Source organism: Pseudomonas sp. 5Ae-yellow (genome assembly GCF_014077575.1).
GTDB lineage: Bacteria > Pseudomonadota > Gammaproteobacteria > Pseudomonadales > Pseudomonadaceae > Halopseudomonas > Halopseudomonas neustonica.
Genome location: NZ_JACGWE010000001.1, coordinates 242482 through 264884, shown reverse-complemented (window position 1 = coordinate 264884; position 22403 = coordinate 242482). Strand labels below are relative to the sequence as shown.

Annotated in this window: 20 protein-coding genes; 10 read left to right on the top strand and 10 right to left on the bottom strand. The window is 56.6% G+C overall.

The window, feature by feature from the left end:
• Positions 1-141 precede the first annotated feature (141 nt).
• From H4J77_RS01245 to H4J77_RS01235, 3 genes are all read left to right on the top strand, one after another.
• A complete protein-coding gene (locus H4J77_RS01245) occupies positions 142-1590 on the top strand; it encodes a TrkH family potassium uptake protein (protein ID WP_182246694.1) in 1449 nt (482 codons plus the stop codon).
• A 39-nt stretch (positions 1591-1629) separates the two neighbouring features.
• Positions 1630-3012: a Trk system potassium transporter TrkA gene (gene trkA / locus H4J77_RS01240; protein ID WP_182246692.1), complete on the top strand. Its 1383-nt coding sequence runs from the start codon at positions 1630-1632 to the stop codon at positions 3010-3012.
• A gap of 87 nt (positions 3013-3099) precedes the next feature.
• Positions 3100-3387 carry an encapsulin-associated ferritin-like protein gene (locus H4J77_RS01235; RefSeq protein ID WP_123888397.1) on the top strand — a complete coding sequence of 96 codons (288 nt, stop codon included), beginning with the start codon at positions 3100-3102 and terminating at the stop codon, positions 3385-3387.
• 62 nt (positions 3388-3449) lie between these two features.
• Here H4J77_RS01235 and H4J77_RS01230 read toward each other — a convergent pair whose 3' ends face one another.
• Positions 3450-3971, bottom strand: coding sequence for a glycine cleavage system protein R (locus tag H4J77_RS01230; RefSeq protein WP_123888398.1), 522 nt, complete (start codon positions 3969-3971; stop codon positions 3450-3452).
• Positions 3972-4040: 69 nt separating this feature from the next.
• Entirely contained in the window at positions 4041-4904 is an 864-nt protein-coding gene (locus tag H4J77_RS01225; protein WP_123888514.1) for an HDOD domain-containing protein, read from the bottom strand.
• Between the two features lie 125 nt (positions 4905-5029).
• On the opposite strand from H4J77_RS01225, the gene H4J77_RS01220 reads away from it, so the two are divergent.
• On the top strand, positions 5030-6223 hold the full coding sequence (locus tag H4J77_RS01220) for a class I SAM-dependent rRNA methyltransferase (protein ID WP_182246690.1): 1194 nt from the start codon (positions 5030-5032) through the stop codon (positions 6221-6223).
• A 193-nt stretch (positions 6224-6416) separates the two neighbouring features.
• Here H4J77_RS01220 and H4J77_RS01215 read toward each other — a convergent pair whose 3' ends face one another.
• Positions 6417-7070 (bottom strand): HAD family phosphatase, encoded by a 654-nt coding sequence (locus tag H4J77_RS01215; protein WP_182246688.1) that lies wholly within the window; start codon positions 7068-7070, stop codon positions 6417-6419.
• A gap of 168 nt (positions 7071-7238) precedes the next feature.
• On the opposite strand from H4J77_RS01215, the gene rppH reads away from it, so the two are divergent.
• Positions 7239-7727 carry an RNA pyrophosphohydrolase gene (rppH, locus tag H4J77_RS01210; protein WP_123888401.1) on the top strand — a complete coding sequence of 163 codons (489 nt, stop codon included), beginning with the start codon at positions 7239-7241 and terminating at the stop codon, positions 7725-7727.
• Between the two features lie 2 nt (positions 7728-7729).
• A complete protein-coding gene (ptsP, locus tag H4J77_RS01205; RefSeq protein WP_123888402.1) occupies positions 7730-9997 on the top strand; it encodes a phosphoenolpyruvate--protein phosphotransferase in 2268 nt (755 codons plus the stop codon).
• Here the strand turns inward: ptsP and H4J77_RS01200 are convergent.
• Positions 9985-10758: an NRDE family protein gene (locus H4J77_RS01200; RefSeq protein ID WP_182246686.1), complete on the bottom strand. Its 774-nt coding sequence runs from the start codon at positions 10756-10758 to the stop codon at positions 9985-9987. The genes ptsP and H4J77_RS01200 overlap by 13 nt on opposite strands.
• 166 nt (positions 10759-10924) lie before the next feature.
• Between H4J77_RS01200 and H4J77_RS01195 the strand changes: the two genes are divergently transcribed.
• From H4J77_RS01195 to H4J77_RS01180, 4 genes are read left to right on the top strand one after another with little or no spacing between them, the layout of a single operon-like run.
• A complete protein-coding gene (locus H4J77_RS01195) occupies positions 10925-11707 on the top strand; it encodes a sulfite exporter TauE/SafE family protein (protein WP_182246684.1) in 783 nt (260 codons plus the stop codon).
• Between the two features lie 9 nt (positions 11708-11716).
• Positions 11717-12511 carry a prolipoprotein diacylglyceryl transferase gene (gene lgt, locus H4J77_RS01190; protein ID WP_123888405.1) on the top strand — a complete coding sequence of 265 codons (795 nt, stop codon included), beginning with the start codon at positions 11717-11719 and terminating at the stop codon, positions 12509-12511.
• Positions 12508-13302, top strand: coding sequence for a thymidylate synthase (locus H4J77_RS01185; RefSeq protein ID WP_182246682.1), 795 nt, complete (start codon positions 12508-12510; stop codon positions 13300-13302). The genes lgt and H4J77_RS01185 overlap by 4 nt, the downstream gene beginning before the upstream one ends.
• Complete coding sequence (locus H4J77_RS01180; RefSeq protein WP_235869627.1) at positions 13266-13829, top strand: dihydrofolate reductase; 564 nt, start codon at positions 13266-13268, stop codon at positions 13827-13829. The genes H4J77_RS01185 and H4J77_RS01180 overlap by 37 nt, the downstream gene beginning before the upstream one ends.
• Before the next feature lie 51 nt (positions 13830-13880).
• On the opposite strand, the gene H4J77_RS01175 is transcribed toward H4J77_RS01180, so the two are convergent.
• From H4J77_RS01175 to H4J77_RS01150, 6 genes are all read right to left on the bottom strand, one after another.
• The gene (locus H4J77_RS01175) at positions 13881-15572 is read right to left on the bottom strand and encodes an EAL domain-containing protein (RefSeq protein WP_182246680.1); all 1692 of its coding nucleotides are present in this window, start codon (positions 15570-15572) and stop codon (positions 13881-13883) included.
• A 213-nt stretch (positions 15573-15785) separates the two neighbouring features.
• Positions 15786-17624 carry a dihydroxy-acid dehydratase gene (gene ilvD, locus H4J77_RS01170; RefSeq protein WP_182246678.1) on the bottom strand — a complete coding sequence of 613 codons (1839 nt, stop codon included), beginning with the start codon at positions 17622-17624 and terminating at the stop codon, positions 15786-15788.
• A 130-nt stretch (positions 17625-17754) separates the two neighbouring features.
• Entirely contained in the window at positions 17755-19038 is a 1284-nt protein-coding gene (gene argA, locus H4J77_RS01165) for an amino-acid N-acetyltransferase (protein ID WP_123888516.1), read from the bottom strand.
• A 76-nt stretch (positions 19039-19114) separates the two neighbouring features.
• The gene (gene argE / locus H4J77_RS01160) at positions 19115-20263 is read right to left on the bottom strand and encodes an acetylornithine deacetylase (protein WP_182246676.1); all 1149 of its coding nucleotides are present in this window, start codon (positions 20261-20263) and stop codon (positions 19115-19117) included.
• Between the two features lie 61 nt (positions 20264-20324).
• Positions 20325-21584, bottom strand: coding sequence for an inorganic phosphate transporter (locus H4J77_RS01155; protein ID WP_123888410.1), 1260 nt, complete (start codon positions 21582-21584; stop codon positions 20325-20327).
• Between the two features lie 39 nt (positions 21585-21623).
• A complete protein-coding gene (locus H4J77_RS01150) occupies positions 21624-22301 on the bottom strand; it encodes a TIGR00153 family protein (protein WP_182246674.1) in 678 nt (225 codons plus the stop codon).
• Between the last annotated feature and the right edge of the window lie 102 nt (positions 22302-22403).

The window sequence follows — 22403 nt, the reverse complement described above, 5'->3', positions numbered from 1 at the left end:
GTTGTTGAATCCATTGCTCATCTGGCAGGTTGCCATTCGGCTGTTGTCTGTTTAGTGAGCTTGGGCAGCAGAGATTTTCGGCGAACACCTGTGTGTTTGGGTATCATGTGTCGACTTAATAGGGTAGTTAGGGGCCTTTACATGTTCCGGTTTTTGCGTCCGGTATTGTTTGTCTGTGGCATTCTCGTTTTGATCATGTCGGGGCTTATGGCTTGTGTCGCCCTGTTTGCATGGGTTCGCCAGGATCCTGAAATGGAGGTCTTTCTGATCTCCTGTGGTATTACGCTGGCCTTTGGATTGATGCTGGTCCTTGGTTGTCGCGCTAGTGGGTTTCATCTGATCTCGCGGCAGCTGTATCTGCTGACCAGTCTCAGTTGGGTAATGATGTCTTTGGTCGGCGCGCTACCTCTGTTCTTCAGCCACTTTCAGCTTAGCGCGGTAGACGCGGTATTCGAGGCTGTCTCAGGTATTACCACTACAGGCTCTACTGTCCTCAGTGGCATCGAAAATCTCTCTCCCAGTCTGCTACTGTGGCGCTCGCTGCTGCAATGGTTGGGCGGTCTGGGGGTCATTGGCATGGCGGTATCCATCCTGCCGTTTTTGCGTATTGGTGGCATGCGCTTGTTCCATACCGAGTCGTCTGACTGGTCGGATAAGTCAATTCCGCGAATTCAGTCGTTGGCCCGTCTGCTTGTACTCACCTATCTGACGCTGACGGTCGCCTGCATTACCAGTTATTGGTTGGTTGGCATGACGTTTTTCGATGCCGTGAACCACGCCATGGCGACGGTTTCTACCGGCGGGTTTGCAACGGATGACCGCTCGATGGGCCGCTTTGATGCGCCGATACTCTGGGTCTCTATTTTGTTCATGATCCTTAGCGCTTTGCCGTTTACGCTCCTGATTGGCTTTGCTCGTCGGCCATCGTTAGCATTGCTTAATAATCAGCAGGTGCTGGGCTTTTTCGGCATTATTGTCGCGGTGACCTTGCTGCTGACCGTTGATTTGATCAACCTTAACCTGTTTACCCCCTATGAGGCCGTCACCAAGGCGGCCTTCAATCTGGTTTCGGTGATCACCACCACCGGCTTTGCCGCTGACGACTACACCCAGTGGGGAACCTTCGGTATTGCGCTGTTCTTTGTCGTGACCTTCATCGGCGGGTGCTCCGGCTCGACCAGCGGCGGTATGAAGGTATTTCGCTTCCAGCTCAGTTACCTGTTCCTGCGTACACAAATTCGTAAATTGGTGCACCCTAACGGTGTCTTTGTCACTCAGTACAACGGCAAACCGGTGCAAGACGACATCATACTGTCGGCTATCGCTTTTTCTTTTCTATTTTTCCTGACGCTGGCGATAGTTACCTTGCTACTGGCGATGATGGGGTTGGATTTGCTGACGAGTCTGACGGCAGCAGCGACCGCGCTGACCAACGTGGGGCCAGGGCTGGGTGAGATTATTGGGCCTGCCGGCAACTTTGCCAGCTTGCCTGACGCTGCCAAATGGTTGCTGTCACTGGCGATGTTGATGGGACGCTTGGAACTGTTGACCTTGATGGTACTCTTTACCCCCATGTTCTGGCGCGGCTGAGGACTTTCAGACGCGCAGTAAAATGGTCGGAGATAGTTGATGCGAATCATAGTACTGGGCGCGGGGCAGGTTGGCCGCAGCCTGGTAGAAAATCTGGTCGGTGAGGCCAAAGACATCACTGTGGTGGACATCGATAAACAGCGCCTGCAGCTCCTGCAAGAGCGCTTCCCATCCATCAAGGTAATTTGTGCCCCCGGCTCGCACCCGGTAACGCTGTCACGAGCGGGTGCCGAGGATGCCGATATGCTGGTCGCGGTGACCAATAGCGATGAGATCAATATGATCGCCTGTCAGGTCGCGCAATCGCTATTCAATGTGCCGCGCAAAATCGCCCGTGTGCGAGAGCCCGGCTATATGGAGCAGGGGCAGGCGCTATTCGCCAAGGCGTCGGTACCGGTTGATGTGTTGATCAATCCGGAGGCGCTGGTTACCCGTAACCTGAAGAAGCTGATTCGTTACCCCGGCGCACTGCAGGTCATCAACTTTGCTGACGGCCGTGCGCAGCTAGTTGCGGTACGCGCGCTCAAAGGGGGCGCGCTGATTGGTCATGAGATTTCCTCGCTGCGAGATTTATTGCCCTCTGTCGAAATTCGTGTGGCTGCGATCTTTCGCCGTGATCGCTCGGTAATTCCGCAGGGCGATACGGTGATCGAGGAGGGTGATGAGCTCTTTTTCGTAGCTGCCAAGTCGGATATTCGTGCGGTACTAACCGAGCTGCGGCGGCGCGAAAAGCCTTACAAGCGCATCATGATTGCCGGTGGCGGCAGTGTTGGTGCGCGTCTGGCGCAATCGCTTGAAAGTGCTTATCGGGTTAAATTGATTGAGCATGACTTGCCGCGCTGCCAATGGTTGTCGCAACAGCTGCTGCACACAACGGTGCTGCATGGCAGCGCCTCGGATCGCGAACTGCTGATCGAGGAAAGTATTGAGAGTATCGATGTTTTCCTGGCGGTGACCAATGATGACGAGGCTAATATCATGGCGTCCATGCTGGCCAAACGTATGGGTGCGCGTACCGTTATCACCTTGATCAGCAATCCGGCCTACGCCGAATTGGTGCAGGGTGGTGATATTGATATCGCGATTTCGCCGCAACAAGCGACCATAGGCGCGTTGCTGACGCATGTGCGTAAAGGCGACGTCGTCGCTGTGCATTCGCTGCGGCGCGGCGCTGCCGAGGCTATGGAGGCAGTGGCTCATGGTGATGTGCAGAGCTCCCAGGTCGTGGGGCGGCGTCTGGACGAGTTGGCTCTGCCTTCAGGAACGGTAGTGGGCGCAGTGGTGCGTGGTGAGAATGTGATTATCGCGCACGACAGCACGGTCATTGAGGATGGCGATCACATCATTGTGTTTGTCCCGGATCAGCGGGATGTTCCGGCGGTGGAGCGTCTATTCCAGGTTGGACTAACCTTTTTGCTGTAGTGCAGAGAAGTAAACAGGCCCTCAACAAGAAGGGCCGACTTTTCCCGTGAGTATGTATTGAAGTGTTAATTCTGAGGAGAAATCGATATGTCGAGTGAAGGCTACCATGAACCCGTCGCGGAGCTGAGCGACGAAACCCGTGACATGCATCGTGCCGTGGTGTCGTTGATGGAGGAGTTGGAGGCGGTCGATTGGTACAACCAGCGGGTTGACGCCTGCAAGGATGAAGAGCTGAAAGCGGTTCTGGTCCACAACCGTGATGAAGAGAAGGAGCACGCGGCAATGACGATCGAGTGGATTCGACGCCGTGATCCTGTTTTCGATGAGCAACTGCGCGAATATTTGTTTACCGAAAAGAAACTCGGCAAGCACTGAGGTTTTGTTGCGCTCTTTTGCCACTGCCCCGGGCTTCGGTGCAGTGGCGCTCAGGCCTCGTCTCAGCTTTCCGGTAGCGCCTGCAATTCGACCATCAGGTCGTCAGCAAGATTTTCCAGCGCGTCACGCAGAGCATCCAGGTCGGTTTGCGGATACACGCCAAGTTGCGCCTGCGCCTTGAACAGCAGGTCTGCGCTCATCGGTGCAGGTGAGCATTCTGTTTCCAGTGACTCCACATTGACGCCGTGGCTGGCCAGTACCTGAGAAACCTCATGTACGATGCCTGGGCGATCATTGCCCACCAGGTTAAGCAGTAGCGTCTGCTGCTCTGGTTCAGCGGCGAGACCGCTGATAGCTACCTGCACATTAATACCAAGATGCGTCAGGTTGTCGAGTTCAATGCGCAGTGCCTCAACCTGATCGCTGGCAATATCCACACGCAGAATACCGGCGAATTGTCCCGCCATGCGCGCCATGCGGCTCTCCAGCCAGTTACCGCCCTGGTTGCTGATGACGTTGGCCAGACTTTCTACCAAGCCTGGCTTGTCGGCTGACATTACGGTGATCACGAGCGGGGTGGTCATGCGTTATCTCCTGTGAGTCTGCAGATAGCAGCTGCTGAAGTTGTTTGCTCAAGCGTGAAGATAGCAACCTTAACTGGTGGTTGTCAGTTCCTGGCAAACGGCTTCCAGATTTTCAAAATCGTACTCGGATAGGCCAACATATTCGAGGATGGCGCCGCCAACCGCATTCCACTCATGGTCAATTTGTTGATTACCCAGCACTCGGTAGGCTTTACAGATGTGCTCGGCCATTTTCAGAATCGCCAGCAGGTTTTTCTGTACGGCATCAACGTTGTCTGGTGTGAGAAACAACTGCTGAGCATTGTGGTGGCTGGCGATAGCCTCACAGAGGTGCTTGGGCAGTAACCAGGATTTTGCTGTGTAGTAACCAATGACGGCGTGGTTGGTATTCATTCGCTGGTTTTCCACATCGACTATGCGGGTCTGGTCCTGTGCGTAGGACTCTTCCATCACTTCGATGTAGTAGGGAAAACGACTGAGCATTAAGGGAATGCCACAGTTGTGAAACAGACCCAAGGCGTAGGCCTCATCGGGCTCAACGCAGCCGATGCGTTTGGCGAGTGTCATGCAGGTCATGGCGATGTCCTGCGCGCTGTCCCAAAATCGGTTCAGGTTGACGATATTCTCATCCGTCAGTTCGCCACGAATTGACTGCGCATTGACGATGTTGATGACGCGGCTGACACCCAGCAGGTTCACTGCCTGCTGGATGGAGGTAATTCGGTTGGCCAGGCCAAAGAACGGTGAATTAACAATTTTCAGCAGGCTACCCGAGAGCCCTGGGTCCTGGCTTATCAGCCGTGCGATGGATTTAAGATCAGGGTCTGGCATGACCTGTTCCATTTGCAGGTCAACCATGATTTGCGGCTGCGGCGGCACACTGATGCCCTGCAGGGCTCTGGCTATTTGCTCATCCGTAAGGTCCGGGGTCATGGTTTTCTGATCCATTACTGTCTCGATTGTCTGACTGCTGAGTTTAGCCGGAGACTAGTGCGCTTGGCACCCTGTATAATTGTATGCTGCTATATTTTTCAGCTGAATCCTACCCGGAGTACCCCATGACACTGCCAAGCCTGCGTCTCAAACATAGTTCCGAAAGACGCATTCGCGGAGGCCATCTGTGGGTCTTCAGTAATGAAGTCGATACCGCTCAGACCCCCTTGACCGAGTTGCAACTGGGCCAGGAAGTGCAGCTTGAGACATCGACGGGCAAGCCGCTGGGTCTCGCCTGCGTTAGCCCCAACAACCTGATCTGCGCGCGTTTGCACAGCCGCGATACCAGCCATTTGCTGGACAAATCATTGCTGGTACATCGTTTCAAGATTGCGTTGAGCCTGCGCGAACGTCTGTTCGGCAAGCCTTTCTATCGTCTCGTTTACGGTGAATCTGATCTGTTGCCGGGACTGGTGATAGATCGCTTTGGTGACTACTTTGTCGTACAGATTGGCACGCCCGGGATGGAGCGTGTGCGCGATGACATCGTTGCGGCTCTGGTTCAGGTATTTAAACCGCAGGCGGTGCTATTCAAGAATGACAGCGGGGCGCGCAAGCTGGAAGGGCTGCCTTCCTATGTTGAAGACGCCTTTGGCACCATGCCCGAGTTGGTAGCTTTGGAAGAGAATGGCGTCGCTTTTCAGGCACCGGTCCGTGATGGACAGAAAACCGGCTGGTTCTATGACCACCGAAACAATCGTGCACGCCTTGCGCCTTATGTAGAAGGCAAGCGCGTCCTGGATCTGTATAGCTATATTGGTGGCTGGGGCGTGCAGGCCGCGGCTTTTGGCGCGACCGAGGTTATGTGTGTGGATAGTTCCGCGCCGGCGCTCGATCGGGTAGAAGCCAATGCCGAGCTTAATGGCGTAGCGGAAAAAATGGTCGTGGTCGAGGGCGACGTGATGACGGCCCTTAAAGAGTTGAAGAACGCGGGTGAGCGTTTTGATGTGGTGATTGCTGATCCGCCAGCCTTTATCAAGAAGCGCAAGGATATTCGTAACGGCGAAGCGGCGTACCGTCGTCTGAACGAACAGGCCATGCGCTTGCTTAACAAAGACGGCATTCTGGTCTCGGCGTCCTGCTCGATGCATCTGGAAGAAGATAAGCTGAAAGAAGCGCTCCTGGGTGCCAGTCGACACCTGGATCGCAATCTGGTGATTACCGAGCGCGGCTATCAAGGCGCGGATCATCCGGTGCATCCGGCGATTCCAGAAACCGCTTATATCAAGGCACTTTTCTGCCGTGTCACGCCGGTCTGAGGAGCAGCGAGCTGCAAGGCCCAAGCCGCAAACTACAAGCTACAAGCAGCCCAGGTTGGCCTATGGGTTGGGCCTCAAGTAAAACAGCCAGCGGCCCGAGACAGAGCTCCCATCACACCACTCGGACCGCTTCCAGCTTCCAGCTTCTAGCTTGCCGCTTATAGCTTATAGCTTGTAGCTTGCGGCTGTGGTGTCAGCGAAGACTGACGACGGGCCAACCCTGCGCTTCGGCATGTGCCTTCAGTGTCTCGTCCGGATCAACCGCGACCGGGTGCTCGACCATGCTTAGCAGTGGCAGGTCGTTGTGCGAGTCGCTGTAGAAGTAGCTGCCGTTCAGTGTTCGATTGTTTTCCAGCAGCCAGCGTTGCAGTCGAGTTACCTTGCCTTCGCGGAAGCAGGGCACGTCGGTGGTGCGGCCGGTGAAACCTTTGTCATCGCGTTCACACTCGGTCGCCAGCAGGATATCAATCCCGAGTTTGCGTGCGATAGGCGCAGTGATAAACCGGTTGGTTGCGGTGATGATCATCAGGGTATCGCCTGCGGCACGGTGCTCTTCGATCAAGGCCAGGGCTTTGGGCAGTATAATGGGCGTAATCTTCTCGGCCATAAACGCTTCGTGCCAGGCATTCAGCTGGGCCGTCTCATGCTCGCCAAGTAGCTGCAGACAGAAATTCAGATAAACCTGAATATCCAGCTTGCCGGCCAGATAGTCATTAAAGAACCTGTCGTTTTGGGCCTGATAGGCCTCGGGATCGACAATCTGATGGGCAACAATGAATTCGCCCCAGGCGTGATCGCTATCGCCGCCGAGCAGAGTGTTATCGAGATCAAAAATGGCAAGGCTCAAAAGAGGCTCCTGGAAAGTCGGATATGGTTAAAAACAGCTGTTAGGATAATGCACTGAAGGGAGAAATGCGCTCCTGAGCTGCGCTGGCAGTATTGCCTGTTTCTATAATTGCCGCTTCAGCTGTCTTTGTGGAACAATGCAGACGATATAAAAAGAAGGATACTGGCTGTGATTGACCTCGATGGTTTTAGACCCAATGTTGGCATCATCCTGACTAATGAGTTGGGACAGGTGCTTTGGGCCAGACGTATCGGGCAGGATTCCTGGCAGTTTCCACAGGGGGGCATTCAGCGTAACGAGAGCCCCGAGCAGGCACTGTATCGCGAACTTCACGAGGAGGTTGGCCTGCTGCCGGAAGATGTCGAAATTCTTGCCTGTACGCGTGGCTGGTTGCGTTATCGCTTGCCACAGCGCTTGATCCGTAATCACTCGCAGCCGGTCTGCGTTGGTCAGAAGCAGAAGTGGTTTCTGTTGCGCCTTAAGGCTGAAGAACGGCAGGTATGTATGACCAAGACCGCAAAACCTGAATTCGATGGCTGGCGCTGGGTCAGTTATTGGTATCCTCTGGGGCAGGTAGTTCCATTCAAGCGTGATGTTTACCGGCGTGCCATGAAAGAGCTGGCGCCGCGTCTACTCACCAGTCTTCCAGGTTGTTGAATATGCTCAACACGTTGCGCCGAATTGTCCAAGAGGTGAACTCTGCCAGGGATCTGGCAGCGGCTCTGGACATTATCGTGCAGCGTGTACGCGAGGCGATGGGCACCGAGGTCTGCTCGGTGTACTTGCTGAATCCCGATATTGGCCGCTACGTGCTGATGGCTACCGAGGGTTTGAACAAGGACGCCGTGCGCACGGTTACGCTCGCTACCAACGAGGGTTTGATTGGCTATGTCGGCACCCGTGAAGAGCCCGTTAACCTTGAAGATGCTGCCTCCCACCCGCGTTTCCGCTACTTTGCCGAAACCGGCGAAGAGCGTTACGCCTCCTTTCTGGGTGTGCCGATCATTCACCACAGGCGGGTGATGGGTGTTCTGGTTATTCAGCAGAAAGAGCGCCGTCAGTTCGACGAAGGCGAAGAAGCCTTTCTGGTGACTATGAGCGCTCAGCTCTCAGGTGTTATTGCCCACGCAGAAGCTACTGGTGCTATTGGCGGCCTTGGCTGGGGCGGTGAGGTCGTTCAGGACACGCGCTTTGACGCGGTTGCTGGTGCTCCCGGCGTCGCCATCGGCCATGCCGTGGTTATCCTGCCGCCAGCCGATTTAAAGGCAGTTCCGGACAAACCGGCGAAAGACATCGAAGCGGAGATCCGCCTGTTCCGTGGCGCGCTGGATAGTGTGCGTGCCGATATGCAGGCGCTATCTGCCAAGCTCTCAAGTCAGTTACGTCCGGAAGAACTCGCGTTGTTCGACGTGTACATGATGATGCTCGACGACGCGGCTTTGGGTAATGAGGTGAGCAAGGCTATTCGCGCTGGCCAGTGGGCGCAGGGTGCGCTGCGTGAGGTGGTGAGTGCGCACGTGGGTCGTTTCGAGCTAATGGATGACCCCTATTTGCGCGAGCGTGCGGCAGACGTCAAGGATCTCGGGCGTCGTATTCTGGCCTACCTTCAGGCGGTTGGTCAGCAGGAGCTAGTGTTTCCTGAGCATACGATTCTGGTGAGTGAAGAGCTGTCACCGGTGATGCTCGGCCAGGTACCCAAGGAAAAGCTGGTCGGTTTGGTCTCGGTGCTGGGCTCCGGTAGCTCTCACGTCGCTATTTTGGCCCGGGCCATGGGGATACCCACAGTGATGGGTGCGGTTGATCTGCCCTACACCCGGGTAGACGGTATGGAGTTGATCGTCGACGGTAACCGTGGCGAGGTATACACCAATCCGTCGCCGGAACTGAGGCGTCAGTATCTTGAGCTGGTGCGCGAAGAGCGTGAGCTGGTGCAGGGGCTGGAGAAGCTGCGTGATGTGCCCTGTGTCACCCTGGACGGCCACCGTATGCCTTTGCTGGTCAATACTGGCCTGTTGGCCGACGTTGCCCGTTCGCTGGATCGCGGTGCCGAGGGGGTAGGGCTCTATCGCACTGAAGTGCCCTTCATGATTCAGGATCGCTTTCCCAGCGAGAAAGAACAGCAGGCAACTTATCGTGAGCAGCTTGAGGCATTTCACCCATTGCCAGTGACCATGCGTTCTCTGGATATTGGCGGTGACAAGGCGTTAACCTATTTTCCGATCAAGGAAGACAACCCCTTCCTCGGGTGGCGAGGGATTCGAGTCACTCTCGATCACCCGGAAATTTTCCTGGTTCAGACCCGTGCCATGCTCAAGGCCAGCGAGGGGCTAAATAACCTGCGCATCATGTTGCCGATGATCAGCAGTGTGTTTGAGGTTGAAGAAGCTCTGCATCTTATTCATCGTGCCTATGGTGAGGTGCTGGACGAGGGCGTTGATGTGCCGATGCCGCCGATTGGCGTCATGATTGAAGTGCCGGCAGCGGTCTATCAGGCACGTGAAATGATTCAGATGGTCGACTTTCTCTCCGTTGGCACCAACGACCTAACGCAGTATTTGCTGGCGGTGGATCGCAACAATCCGAGGGTGGCCGATCTCTATCACTCGTTGCACCCAGCGGTATTACAGGCGCTGATCAAGGTTGCTACCGCTTGCCGTGAAGCGGGCAAGCCGATGAGTGTCTGCGGTGAGATGGCTGGCGACCCCGCAGCAGCTGTACTTTTGATGGCCATGGGCTGTGATGTGCTATCGATGAATGCGACCAATCTGCCCAAAGTTAAATGGTTGCTCAGGCAGATCAAGCTGAGCGACGCTAAGGCGCTGCTGGATGAGGTTATCGAGCTGGATAACCCGCATTTAGTGCTCAGCACCCTGCATCTGGCATTGCGTCGGATGGGGCTTGGCAAAGTGCTCAGTCAGGCCCGTTGAGTTTGCGCTGGCAGTAGCCAGCGGTTCTCTCCTTCCTTCTGGCCCAGTGGGCCGAAGCGCTGTTCTATCAACTCCACGTCATGATTGGCATGCAGGCGCAGCAAGCTGCTGGCGCGGGTACCATAGTCCTGGTTACCAATAATAAAGCAGGCTGAAAGCATGCGTTCCAGATCAGAACTCACGCCGGTCTGCGGCAGCAGTTCATCAGCATAAATATGCTCATCATGCAGCAGGGGTAGCAGCTGTTCGGGTGCTGCCTGCGGCATGGCTGTGAGCTGCTCGCGCAATTGCGTCAGCTTTGGCCATGGGGTGTTTAGCGCGGCGTTGGAGAGCCCATAGACGCCTGGCGGCAGCTCACGTGGTTGGCCCTCCTGGCTATTTAAGTACCATAGCCTGTGCCGATCCCCCACCAGTAGGTTGAAGCCGGCAAAGTCAGCGGACTTCTCGCTTAATTGGCTAAGGTAGTCTGCCGCAGTGTCGGTTCCTGCCAGGTAGTCGAGCACCAACTTCCCTCGTGACAGGGGGCCACGTATGGCGCCGGGGGAACGAATATTGGTTAGTGCTGCAAAGCGCCCGCTACGCGTGACACCGAGCCAGGTTCCGCCAGCCTCCAGGTCCTTGCCGGCCAGCAGTTCGGGCATGCCTTCCTCCTGCCATGGCTGTGCCGGGCGGGTAGGTCTGTGGTGAAATTCATCGCGATTGCCGATCAGGGTCAGCGGATAGTCAGCGGCCACCTGCCAGGCCAGGGCGAGCAAACACATGCGGTTCTCCTATTTGAATCTGATTAGTCTACCCGTTGTCGCCATTAGGTGGGTGGGACATTAGTTGTTGGCTATGCGTGGTTATGGTGGCGACGTGTTTTCCGCTAAACTAGCGCACTCGACGGATGCCGGCAGCGCATCCGAATCGGTTTTGGCTGGGGGCTCTGTGGAATTTTTGATCTACCTGATACTGGGCGGCTTCGCTGGTACCCTCGCCGGGCTGTTTGGCGTGGGCGGCGGCATGATCATAGTGCCGGTGCTGGTCTACAGTTTTGCCCTGCAGGGGTTTTCGCCTGAGGTATTGACCCACATGGCTGTGGGCACCTCGCTGGCGACTATTGTCTTTACGTCAATCAACGCCGTACGTGCTCACCATCGCCTCGGCGCCGTGCGCTGGCCACTGTTTGTCTGGATGACCCTGGGCATTGTGGTGGGTAGCGTGTTGGGAGCGCTGACTGCAGCCTATATTTCTGGTCCCGCGTTGCAGAAAATTATTGGTGTGTTCGCCATTCTGGTGGCGGCCCAGATGGCCTTCAAGTTGCAGCCCAAGGCCGCGCTTGATGTGCCGGGCAAGCCGACGCTGACGTTAGCCGGCGGCTTTATTGGTTGGGCCTCGGCTATTTTCGGTATTGGCGGCGGTTCGTTGACCGTGCCCTTTCTGGTCTGGCGCAGTGTGCCGATGCAGCAGGCGGTAGCCACCTCATCTGCGTGCGGCATGCCTATCGCGCTGGCGGGTGCAGCAAGCTTTGTCTGGACTGGCTGGTCTGCTGCGCCCTTGCCGGAGTGGAGTGTTGGGTATATTTACCTGCCGGCGATGATTGGCATCGCGGCAACCAGTATGCTGTTTGCAGGCTTTGGTGCGCGCTTGGCGCATCGCCTGTCACAGACGTTGTTGAAACGATTATTCGCACTCCTGCTGTTGTGTGTGGGTATCAATTTCCTTGTCTAGAGAGTCCTTATGTTGACCTACCCGAATATCGACCCGGTTGCGGTTTCGCTGGGTCCGTTGCAGATCCACTGGTACGGACTGATGTATCTGATCGGCATCGGTGGAGCCTGGTGGCTAGCCAAACGCAGGCTGCCTGAACACTTTCCTGAGTGGACTAAAGAGACGCTATCTGACCTGGTGTTTTGGGTGGCGCTCGGTGTGATTGCCGGGGGGCGGCTGGGTTATGTGTTGTTTTATGATTTGTCGGCCTATATCGACAACCCGTTGCTGATTCTGGAAATCTGGAAAGGGGGTATGTCTTTCCATGGTGGGTTGCTGGGTGTGTTGCTGGCGGTACTATGGTTTTCGTATAAGCAGAAGGCGCCTTTCTTTCGCCTGATGGACTTCGTTGCCCCCTTGGTGCCCATAGGTTTGGGAACAGGTCGTATCGGTAATTTCATTAATTCCGAACTATGGGGCAAAGCGACTGATCTGCCTTGGGCTATGGTGTTTCCCAATGACCCGGCGCAACTGGCACGTCATCCCTCGCAGTTGTATCAGTTTGCTTTGGAGGGCGTGGCGCTCTTTACCATCCTCTGGATTTACTCCAGCAAGCCGCGTCCGACCATGTCGGTCAGTGGGTTGTTTGCCATCTGTTACGGCATTTTCCGCTTTGCGGTCGAGTTCGTTCGAGTACCGGATGCCCAGCTGGGTTATCTGGCCTTTGGCTGGCTGACCATGGGGCAGCTGCTATGTATACCCATGATTCTTCTTGGAGCCCTGATGATGGGCCTGGCTTACCGTCGTGAGGGGCGCCAACTATGAAACAGTATCTCGATCTGATGCGCCTGGTGCGCGAAACCGGCACCTACAAGAGTGATCGCACCGGTACCGGTACTTACAGCGTTTTTGGTCATCAGATGCGCTTTGATCTGGCTGCCGGGTTCCCCATGGTGACCACCAAGAAGTGCCATCTCAAGTCTATTGTTCATGAGTTGTTGTGGTTCCTGCAGGGCGACACCAATATCCGCTATTTGAAGGAAAATGGCGTCTCCATCTGGGATGAATGGGCTGATGAGAATGGTGATCTGGGGCCGGTTTACGGTTATCAGTGGCGGTCATGGCCGGCGCCGAATGGGGAGTCCATCGACCAGATCAGCAAGTTGATTCAGATGATCAAGTCCAACCCTGACTCGCGGCGGCTGATTGTGTCAGCCTGGAATCCCGCCCTGGTTGATGAGATGGCCCTGCCGCCCTGTCATGCTCTGTTCCAGTTCTATGTGGCCGATGGAAAACTGAGTTGCCAGCTGTATCAGCGCTCAGCCGACATCTTTCTTGGTGTGCCTTTCAATATTGCCAGCTATGCATTGCTGACGCTTATGGTTGCTCAGGTCTGTGAGCTGGAGCCCGGCGACTTTGTCTGGACCGGTGGCGATTGCCACCTGTACTCCAATCACATTGAGCAGACGGACCTGCAGTTGTCGCGTGAACCGCTGCCGCTGCCAACGATGCGCTTGAATCCGGCGATCAAGGATCTGTTTGCCTTTACCTTTGATGACTTCACCCTGGAAGGCTATCAATGTCATCCGCATATCAAGGCACCGGTGGCGGTATGAGTGTGGCGGAGCGGAGCGTAAAGGTCGCCATGATTGCGGCTATGGCACGCAATCGGATTATTGGCCGGGATAACAAGATGCCTTGGCACTTGCCGGAAGATCTCAAGTATTTCCGTGCGACCACTTGGGGCAAGCCAATCATCATGGGCCGAAAGACCTTTGATTCGCTGGGTCGGCCCTTACCTGGGCGAGCCAACATTGTGATCAGTCGTCAGCCCGGACTTCTCATTCCTGGGGTGCAGGTAGTGGGTGATATCGATCAGGCGCTGGCGTTGGCGCATCATCAGGCTGAGCTGGACGCGGTCGATGAAATCATGATTATAGGCGGCGGCAATCTATACGAGCAGTGTCTCGACCTGGCTGATCGGCTGTATTTGACTCGCGTTGAGCTTGAGCCCGATGGTGATGCCTGGTTTCCTGAGGTTGTTGACGCTCAGTGGCGCCTGGTAAGCGAGCGCGCGGTCGCTGCGGGGGAGGAGTATCCGGCGCATTGCTATCAGGTGCTGGAGCGCTGCACTGCAGCCTGATTGATTGCCGGTTTTTCGGGATGGCTTGCTATGACGCAATGAAGGGGCGCTTTACTGGCCCTTGTTATTGGCGCCAGCAATGATCGACTCTAGCGGGCGAGGCTTGCCAATCCAATAACCTTGCAAGAAGTTACCACCCCAGCTTGAAAGCTGTTCAGCACTGTGAGCATCCTCGACGCAATTAGCGGTAACATGTTTGTCCATGCTGCGCGTGAGTTTGATCAGGTTCTTTACGTACGCGGCCTGCTCCGGGTCGCGCTGCGGATCAAGATCATTGGTATTGATCTTGACGCCTTTGATGGGGAGTCGGTTCAAGTAGCCAAAGGCGCCGTACTCGGTGCCAAAATGGTCCAGCCATATATCAACGCCAAGCGCGGCTACGGCATTGCATAGCTTGGCGGCCTGACTGGCGTGTTTCAACAACGCATCCTCACGCAGTTCAAGTTGTAGCAATTGAGGAGGCACCTTGCTTTTGATCAGCAGCTGTTGGAGTTGATCGGCAAAACGAGGTTGTTTCAGTTCGCGATCACTCAGGTTGATTGACAGCCGGCAATTGACGCCTGCCTCCTGCCACTCGCGCACAGCCTCCAGTGCCTGGCCTATCACCCAGTGCCCCATGGGCAGAATCAGGCCACTATGCTCCGCCAATTTCAAGAAGGCATCCGGCGATAGCAGTCCCAGGGTCGGATGTTGCCAGCGTAGCAGTGCCTCCCACGCCACAGTATCACCATGCTGGGTATCGACTATGGGTTGGTAGTGCAGGCGGAACTGACCTTCCAGCAGGCCATGGCGTAGCCCCTGCTCAACATCAATATTGTGGCGGGTGTGGGCCTTTTCCTCGGGGTTGTAGAACGCGTAGGCGTTGCGACCATTCGCCTTGGCCCGGTACAGGGCCTGGTCGGCGTGCTGCAAAAGCTCTGCGGCGGAAGCGCCATGCGCGGGGAAGGTAGCTATGCCGATGCTGGCTGAAATGAGTAGATGATGACCGCTGAGGGTAATAGGCTCGCTGAGCGTGTGGATTATCTTACTGGCAATCAGCGCGGCGTCGTTTGGATCGTGCAGGTCATTGAGCAAAGCAACGAATTCATCGCCGCCAATGCGCGCAATCAGGTCGTCTTGACGCATGGTGCGCCTTAGTCGATTGGCAATAACCGCCAGAAGCAGGTCGCCAAGGCCATGGCCAAAGCTATCGTTGATCTGCTTGAAATAGTCCAGGTCGATGTAGAGCAGTGCAAAGCCGGTAGGGCTGCGTTGACCGCGAATGATCATGCGCTCGAGCTCATCTTCCAGCAGTGCCCGATTGCCTAGTCCGGTTAGTGGGTCCTGGCGTGCGAGTTGCGCCAGCTTCTTACCGTTGCTACGCCTTAGTGCGGCGTGTATGAGTGCACGCTGTAGTTGCTCGGTATCGAGATTGGCATAGGCCAGGACGTCGTCAGCGCCTTCGTGGATGGCTTTACTGTCTTGCTCTGGCGTAGTTCCATCGCTGATGAGTAGATATAGCGTATCGGGCGCCGCACGGCGCGCGGTTTGCAGCAGGTCGATGTCATTGGGCAGCAGGCTCGCCTGGAAGCTGCCTTTGGCCAGGCGCGCTATCGCCTCGTTGGGTCGAGTGCAGACTTCGACTTGCAGTTCGGCGGGGGAATGGGCACGGCACAACTCGAGCAGTCGCTCGCGCTTCGCGGGGTCTGTTTCAACCAGCAGCAACTTAAATGTGGTTGTTTCGATCGGATCCGTGCCAGGCATCTGCGTTAGTGGTCGTCCATGCACAATTCAATGACGACCCGATGTTAACGCCATCACAGACTGCTTACATCATTTTGATGTAGGAAGTGGGGATAATCCCCGACCAGTGGTATGGCACAACGCCTTTAGTGGCGTAACTATGTCGTTTTACCGTCTTTTTTTGCATTTTGACCGTATTTTGGCGTGGAGCGGGTTGCCCGCTCCACGACGTCTTCATCCTTCAAGCATGGCCTTGTCGCGCACTGCACCCTTGTCGGCGCTGGTAGCCAGCAAGGCATAAGCCTTGAGTGCGGTAGTGACTTTGCGCGGGCGCTTTTCGGCCGGCTTCCAACCCAGTTTGTCCTGCTCAATACGGCGATGGGAGAGCTCTTCATCGCTGACCAGCAGGTTGATGCTGCGATTGGGGATATCGATCAGTATTTTGTCGCCGTCGCGCACCAGGCCAATGGCGCCGCCAGCCGCTGCCTCGGGTGAAGCGTGGCCGATAGACAGCCCTGACGTGCCGCCAGAAAAGCGACCGTCGGTCAGTAGCGCGCAGTCCTTACCCAGTCCCTTGGATTTCAAGTAGCTGGTTGGGTAAAGCATTTCCTGCATGCCTGGGCCGCCCTTGGGGCCTTCATAGCGAATGATGACAATATCGCCGGCTTTGACTTCATCGGCGAGAATGCCTTTGACCGCGGTGTCCTGGCTCTCGAAGATTTTTGCGCAACCTTCAAATACGTGGATAGACTCGTCTACCCCAGCGGTTTTCACGACGCAGCCGTCCATTGCGATGTTGCCATAAAGCACCGCTAGGCCGCCCTCGGCGGAGTAGGCGTGCTCGACGCTGCGGATGCAGCCGTTTTCGCGATCGTCGTCCAGCGTATCCCAGCGTGTGGATTGGCTGAACGCGGTCTGGGTGGGGATGCCTGCCGGACCTGCCTTGAAGAAGGTATGAACGGCTTCATCGTCAGTCTGGGTGATATCCCATTCGGCGATCGCCTGCGCCATGCTCGGGCTGTGTACGGTGGGCAGGTCGGTGTGTAGCAAACCGCCGCGCGCCAATGAGCCGAGGATGCTGAAGATGCCGCCGGCGCGGTGCACGTCTTCCATGTGGTACTTCTGGATATTTGGCGCGACCTTGCACAGCTGCGGGACGGAGCGTGACAGGCGGTCGATATCGCGCAGATCAAATTCGATCTCGCCTTCCTGAGCGGCAGCGAGCAAATGCAGAATGGTATTGGTTGAGCCGCCCATGGCAATGTCCAGCGTCATGGCATTTTCGAATGCCTTGAAGTTGGCAATGCTGCGGGGCAGGACGCTATCGTCGCCGTCGGCATAATAGGTTTTGCACAGATCAACAATCGTACGTCCCGCGCGCAGGAACAGCTCTTCACGATCGCTGTGGGTGGCCAGAAGCGAACCGTTGCCCGGCAGTGCCAGGCCCAGTGCTTCAGTCAGACAGTTCATGGAGTTGGCGGTAAACATGCCTGAGCAGGAGCCGCAGGTTGGGCAGGCGGAACGCTCATACTCGGCGACTTTTTCGTCTGAACTGCTCTCGTCGGCGGCGATTACCATGGCATCGACCAGATCCAGACCATGGCTGGCCAGCTTGGTCTTGCCGGCTTCCATCGGGCCGCCAGAGACAAAAACCACAGGTACGTTGAGACGCAGTGCGGCCATCAGCATGCCGGGGGTGATCTTGTCGCAGTTGGAGATGCAGACGATGGCATCAGCGCAGTGGGCGTTGACCATGTACTCGACCGAATCAGCGATGATCTCGCGGCTGGGTAGTGAGTACAGCATGCCATCGTGACCCATGGCGATGCCGTCATCGACTGCGATGGTGTTGAATTCCTTGGCTACGCCGCCGGCCTTTTCGATTTCACGGGCGACGAGTTGGCCCATGTCTTTCAGGTGTACGTGCCCCGGAACGAACTGGGTGAATGAGTTCGCAACGGCGATGATGGGCTTCTTGAAGTCTTCGTCCTTCATGCCGGTGGCGCGCCACAGGGCGCGAGCGCCGGCCATGTTGCGACCGAAGGTGGAGGTTTTTGAGCGATAATCTGGCATGAGGGTACTCTCGTGATGTGTTGCAATCGGGCAAGCATACCAATTCGCCGCTCGGCTTGCAGCCGCGTGCGGCGTCAGTGTGTTGTCTCCCTGCCTGGGTGGCCTGGGGTTTTGTCTTGTGCTGCCTGCGCTAAAGTGCTTTCTCAAACACCTTGGAGTTGCGTTGGTAGTTGTACAGCTCTGCTCTTTTGGCGGGCAAACGCTCCACGCTGCTGGGCACAAAGCCCCGCTCGCGGAACCAGTGCGCAGTGCGCGTGGTGAGCACGAACAGGGTGTCGATCTTCAGGCTGCGGGCCTGCGATTCAATGTGCTGCAGCAACTGGTCGCCGCGGCCACCCTGACGATAGTTGGGGTCAATGGCTACGCAGGCCAACTCGGCTGACGTTGACCCTTCCAGCGGATAAAGCGCCGCGCAGCCGATGATGGTGCCATCACGTTCGACCAGAGCAAACTGGCTGATCTCGGTTTCCAGCACTTCGCGCGAGCGGCGTACCAAAATACCGGCGTCTTCCAGTGGGCGCAGCAGGTCGATCAGGCCGCCAACATCTTCAATGGTGGCCGAGCGGATCTGCTCAAAGGCTTCCTGCGCCACCAGCGTGCCGCTGCCGTCGCGGGTGAATAGCTCATTCAGCATCGCGCCATCTTCGGCAAAGCTGACAATATGCGAGCGCCGCACGCCGGCGTTGCATGCCTTACAGGCTGCGCGCAGCAGGTTGCCCGGTAGCGAATTGCCTAGACTATTGAGCAGTGGTGCTGCGCGGGTCGGCTTCAGCTCGCGCAGTAGTAGCCCGTTTTCGTCCTTGATGCCAGCGTCTTCGCCAAACAGAATCAGCTTGTCGGCGCCCAGCGCGGCGGCCACGCTGGTGGCGACATCTTCACAGGCCAGGTTGAACACCTCGCCAGTGGGCGAGTAGCCGAGGCTGGAGAGCAGCACTATGTCGTGCTCATCCAGGTGGCGGCTGATGGCTTTGCGATCTATGCGGCGTACTTCGCCGGTGTGATGAAAGTCGACGCCATCGACCACGCCAATCGGCTTGGCGGTCACCATGTTGCCGCCGGTCACTCGCAGATGCGCACCCTGTTGCTGCGTGCACAGTTGTGCCTCGATTGCGATGCGCAGCGCTCCAACCGCTTCGGTTACACAGGTCAGGGTATCTATGTCGGTGATGCGCAGGTCATTGTGATAGCGCGAAGTGATGCCGCGAGCGCTCAAGCGTTCTTCAATCTGTGGGCGCGAACCATGTACCAGCACGAGTCGCACGTCCAGGCTGTTGAGCAGCATGATGTCGTGGACGATATTGCTGAAGTTGGGGTGCGCCAGGCCTTCGCCGGGCAGCATGAGCACGAAAGTGCAGTCCCGGTGCAAGTTGATGTAGGGCGTCGAGTGGCGGAACCAATTGACGTAATCGTGCATTCGCGGCATTTCCATGCAAAAGATCTATTAAAAGGGTTTTACGCTGCCAGCTTCAAGTCCTCTGTCGCCGGTCCTGCTACTGCAGGCAAAATTGTTTGATCAACTGGCGCAAAATATCGACGGTCGGGTTAAGGCGATCCATGGCTAGAAATTCGTCCGGCTGGTGTGCCTGGTCAATGTCGCCCGGGCCGAGAATCAGCGTCTGCATCCCCATCTGATTAAGGTACGGGCCTTCAGTAGCAAAGGCTACGCTGCCAGCACTGTGCCCGGTCAGGGCTTCGCACGCTTTGACCAGCGGTGCGTCGGCGGCGGTATTCAAGGGCGGCACCCCGGGAAACAGAGGTGAGTAGACAATCTCGACCTGACGCTCGGCGGCAATCAGGTCCAGCCGGGCCTGGATGTCGGCGCGCAGGGCATCCGGGTCCATACCCGGCAACGGGCGGATATCAAACTCCAGAGCGCATTTGGCGCAAATGCGGTTGGGGTTGTCGCCACCATGAATGCAGCCGAGATTCAACGTAGGCGTCGGTACGCCGAACAGCGGGTTGTTCCAGCGCTTCTGCCAGCCGCTACGCAGCGTCATCAGTTCGCTGATGACGCTATGCATGGCTTCCATTGCATTGTTGCCCAGCGCCGGGTCCGAGGAGTGGCCGGCCTGACCGGTAATGTCGATCCGCTCCATCATGATGCCCTTGTGTACACGGATTGGCTTGAGACCGGTAGGCTCGCCAATCACCGCGTGCCGAGCTTTTGGCAGGCCGCTGGCGACCAGCGCGCGGGCGCCGCTCATGGAGCTCTCCTCGTCGGCGGTCGCGAGTACGATCAGTGGCTGCTTGAAAGGCTGATCCACATAGCTACGTACCGCTTCAATAATCAGCGGAAAAAAGCCCTTCATGTCACAGCTGCCCAGCCCGTACCAGCGGCCATCCTGCTCGGTCAGCTTGAACGGGTCGTGCTGCCAGCGTTCCGGGTTGCAGGGCACGGTATCGGTATGACCAGCCATTACCAGGCCGCCGGGACCACTGCCGAGGGTGGCAATCAGGTTAGCCTTGCCAGCTTCCCCCGGAATTGGTTGGATTTCGCAGGCAAAGCCCAGGTCGCCGAGCCAACTGGCCAGTAAATGCACCACGGGCAGATTGGATTGATCCATATCGTCCTGGGTGCAGCTGATAGAAGGTAGTTTGAGCAGGGCGTCGAATTGCGCTTTCAGCGAGGGCAAAGCCATGGAAACTCCGGGCGGCGTATGCGAACAGTGGTGTTCAGCTTACGCCGCCCATAGCCGTTCGTCAGCTGAAAATGGCGGAAAGGGTAAAGAAGTAGATGATGGAAAGTACGGCGCCAGCAGGCAGGGTGACTACCCAGGAGCTGAAGATGGTACCGATCACGCGCAGGTTCAACGCACCGATGCCGCGCGCCATACCTACGCCAAGTACCGCGCCCACCAGGGTGTGAGTGGTGGAGATCGGCAGGCCAATGCTGGAGGCACCTACTACAGTGGTAGCCGTCGCCAGTTCGGCAGCGAAGCCGCGGCTGGGGGTCAGCTCGGTGATGTGCTGGCCGATGGTCGCAATCACACGATAACCGTAGGTGGCCAGGCCGACTACTATGCCGACGCCGCCGAGCAGCAATACCCAGCCAGGCACGACTGATTTATCCACGATATCGCCGCCTGAGCTAAGCACGCCAACGATAGCGGCCAGCGGACCTACTGCATTGGCGACATCATTGGAGCCGTGCGCAAAGGCCATGGCGCAAGCGGTAAAGATCATCAGGATGGCAAAGACCTTTTCCACGCTGGCAAAGTGAAAGCTCTTGTCCGCGACAGGGTCAGGCTTGATGCGTCTGAGCAGCATGATGCCGATGGCGCAGATGATGGCACCAAACAGTAGTGCCAGGCCCAGACTTTGCCAGCCACTCAGATGTAGGCCAACGTGCTTGAGGCCTTTGGTCAGGGTGACAATAGTGACGATAAAACCGACCGCAAACATGTAGTAAGGGACGTAACGCTTGGCGTTGGTGAAGGGGTCTTCAGTGTCCAGGATCAGCTTGTGAACGCTCATGAAGATAAGGAATGCAACTGTCCCGGACAGCAGGGGAGAAATTACCCAGCTGGACACAATGGGGATTACGCCGCCCCAATGGACTGCGTCCATGGATACACCGACTGCACCAAAACCGATAACGGCACCAATGATGGAGTGAGTGGTGGAAACTGGCCAGCCCTTGATGGATGCGATCAGCAGCCAGGTTCCGGCTGCGAGCAGAGCGGCCAGCATGCCGAAGATCATCTGGTCCGGGCTGATCAGGTCAGCATCAAGGATGCCGCTGCGAATAGTTTGGGTAACCGAGCCGCCGGCCAGATAAGCGCCAAGAAACTCGAATACCATGGCGATCACAATCGCCTGTTTGATGGTTAGCGCGCGGGAACCAACCGAAGTGCCCATGGCGTTAGCCACGTCGTTAGCGCCTACCCCCCAGGCCATAAAAAAGCCGAAGAGGCAGGCCAGAATGAGCAGGACAGTGCCGTACTCTGCAATCAGCGTCATATTCTTAATACTCTATTGGGTGCATGGTTCAGCCGGCCCTTAGCGGGCCATCAGCAATTCCAGGCGGTTGCCTACGCGCTGAGCACGGTCGGCGACATCACCAATCCATTCGATGATCTGATACAAAAACATCACGTCTACTGGTGACAGGTCCTTTTCCAGTTTGTACAGCTCCGAGCGCAGCTTGATCTGCATGTTGTCGGTGTCGTGCTCGATGCTGTCGAGTTCCTCGATCATACGTTCTACCAGCGTAACTTCACGGCCTGAAAATCCGGTTTCCAGCAGTTCGTCAAGTTCGTTCATGGCCGTTAATGCCTGAGCTGCAGCATCGATAGAGCGTTGAACGAAGGCTTTGAATGAACCGCTTAGCGGGACCGGAATCATCATCTTGCGACCCAGCATCAGGCCGGCGATATCCTTGGCGCGGTTGGCGACTTTGTCCTGTACACTGAGCAGTTCCAGCAGGTCCGAACGAGGCACCGGCAGGAACAGACTTTTGGGCAGATTGACGCGGACATCCTTTTTGAGTTTGTCGGCGTCCCGTTCTAGCTGAGCGATGTGTTGCTGTACGCGCTCGGCTTCGGTCCAGTCGTTGGCGATGACCGCCTCAATAAAGGGCAGCAGCTGCGCTGCACACTCATGTGCCTTGGCAATGTGCTGCTGCATCGGCTTTATGGGGGAGCGACCGAACAGGCTGAGAAATGGGTTGTTAGGCATAGCGCCTCCAGCGGGAGTTTAGGCCGCAAAGTATAGGTCCTGCATGCCTGATCGTCATCTGATTGACATGAAAAGAACACATTTTTACCGCTTGCCCCTGAG

Bases quoted from the DNA above. Each gene is read 5' to 3' on its own strand.
- H4J77_RS01200 (WP_182246686.1), bottom strand. From the start codon at position 10,758: ATGTGTTTGCTCGCCCTGGCCTGGCAGGTGGCCGCTGACTATCCGCTG.
- H4J77_RS01235 (WP_123888397.1), top strand. From the start codon at position 3,100: ATGTCGAGTGAAGGCTACCATGAACCCGTCGCGGAGCTGAGCGACGAA.
- argA (WP_123888516.1), bottom strand. From the start codon at position 19,038: ATGCACGATTACGTCAATTGGTTCCGCCACTCGACGCCCTACATCAAC.
- argE (WP_182246676.1), bottom strand. From the start codon at position 20,263: ATGGCTTTGCCCTCGCTGAAAGCGCAATTCGACGCCCTGCTCAAACTA.
- trkA (WP_182246692.1), top strand. From the start codon at position 1,630: ATGCGAATCATAGTACTGGGCGCGGGGCAGGTTGGCCGCAGCCTGGTA.
- H4J77_RS01185 (WP_182246682.1), top strand. From the start codon at position 12,508: ATGAAACAGTATCTCGATCTGATGCGCCTGGTGCGCGAAACCGGCACC.
- H4J77_RS01225 (WP_123888514.1), bottom strand. From the start codon at position 4,904: ATGACCCCGGACCTTACGGATGAGCAAATAGCCAGAGCCCTGCAGGGC.
- H4J77_RS01230 (WP_123888398.1), bottom strand. From the start codon at position 3,971: ATGACCACCCCGCTCGTGATCACCGTAATGTCAGCCGACAAGCCAGGC.
- H4J77_RS01155 (WP_123888410.1), bottom strand. From the start codon at position 21,584: ATGACGCTGATTGCAGAGTACGGCACTGTCCTGCTCATTCTGGCCTGC.
- H4J77_RS01220 (WP_182246690.1), top strand. From the start codon at position 5,030: ATGACACTGCCAAGCCTGCGTCTCAAACATAGTTCCGAAAGACGCATT.
- lgt (WP_123888405.1), top strand. From the start codon at position 11,717: ATGTTGACCTACCCGAATATCGACCCGGTTGCGGTTTCGCTGGGTCCG.
- ptsP (WP_123888402.1), top strand. From the start codon at position 7,730: ATGCTCAACACGTTGCGCCGAATTGTCCAAGAGGTGAACTCTGCCAGG.
- H4J77_RS01180 (WP_235869627.1), top strand. From the start codon at position 13,266: ATGTCATCCGCATATCAAGGCACCGGTGGCGGTATGAGTGTGGCGGAG.
- ilvD (WP_182246678.1), bottom strand. From the start codon at position 17,624: ATGCCAGATTATCGCTCAAAAACCTCCACCTTCGGTCGCAACATGGCC.
- H4J77_RS01175 (WP_182246680.1), bottom strand. From the start codon at position 15,572: ATGCCTGGCACGGATCCGATCGAAACAACCACATTTAAGTTGCTGCTG.
- H4J77_RS01245 (WP_182246694.1), top strand. From the start codon at position 142: ATGTTCCGGTTTTTGCGTCCGGTATTGTTTGTCTGTGGCATTCTCGTT.
- H4J77_RS01150 (WP_182246674.1), bottom strand. From the start codon at position 22,301: ATGCCTAACAACCCATTTCTCAGCCTGTTCGGTCGCTCCCCCATAAAG.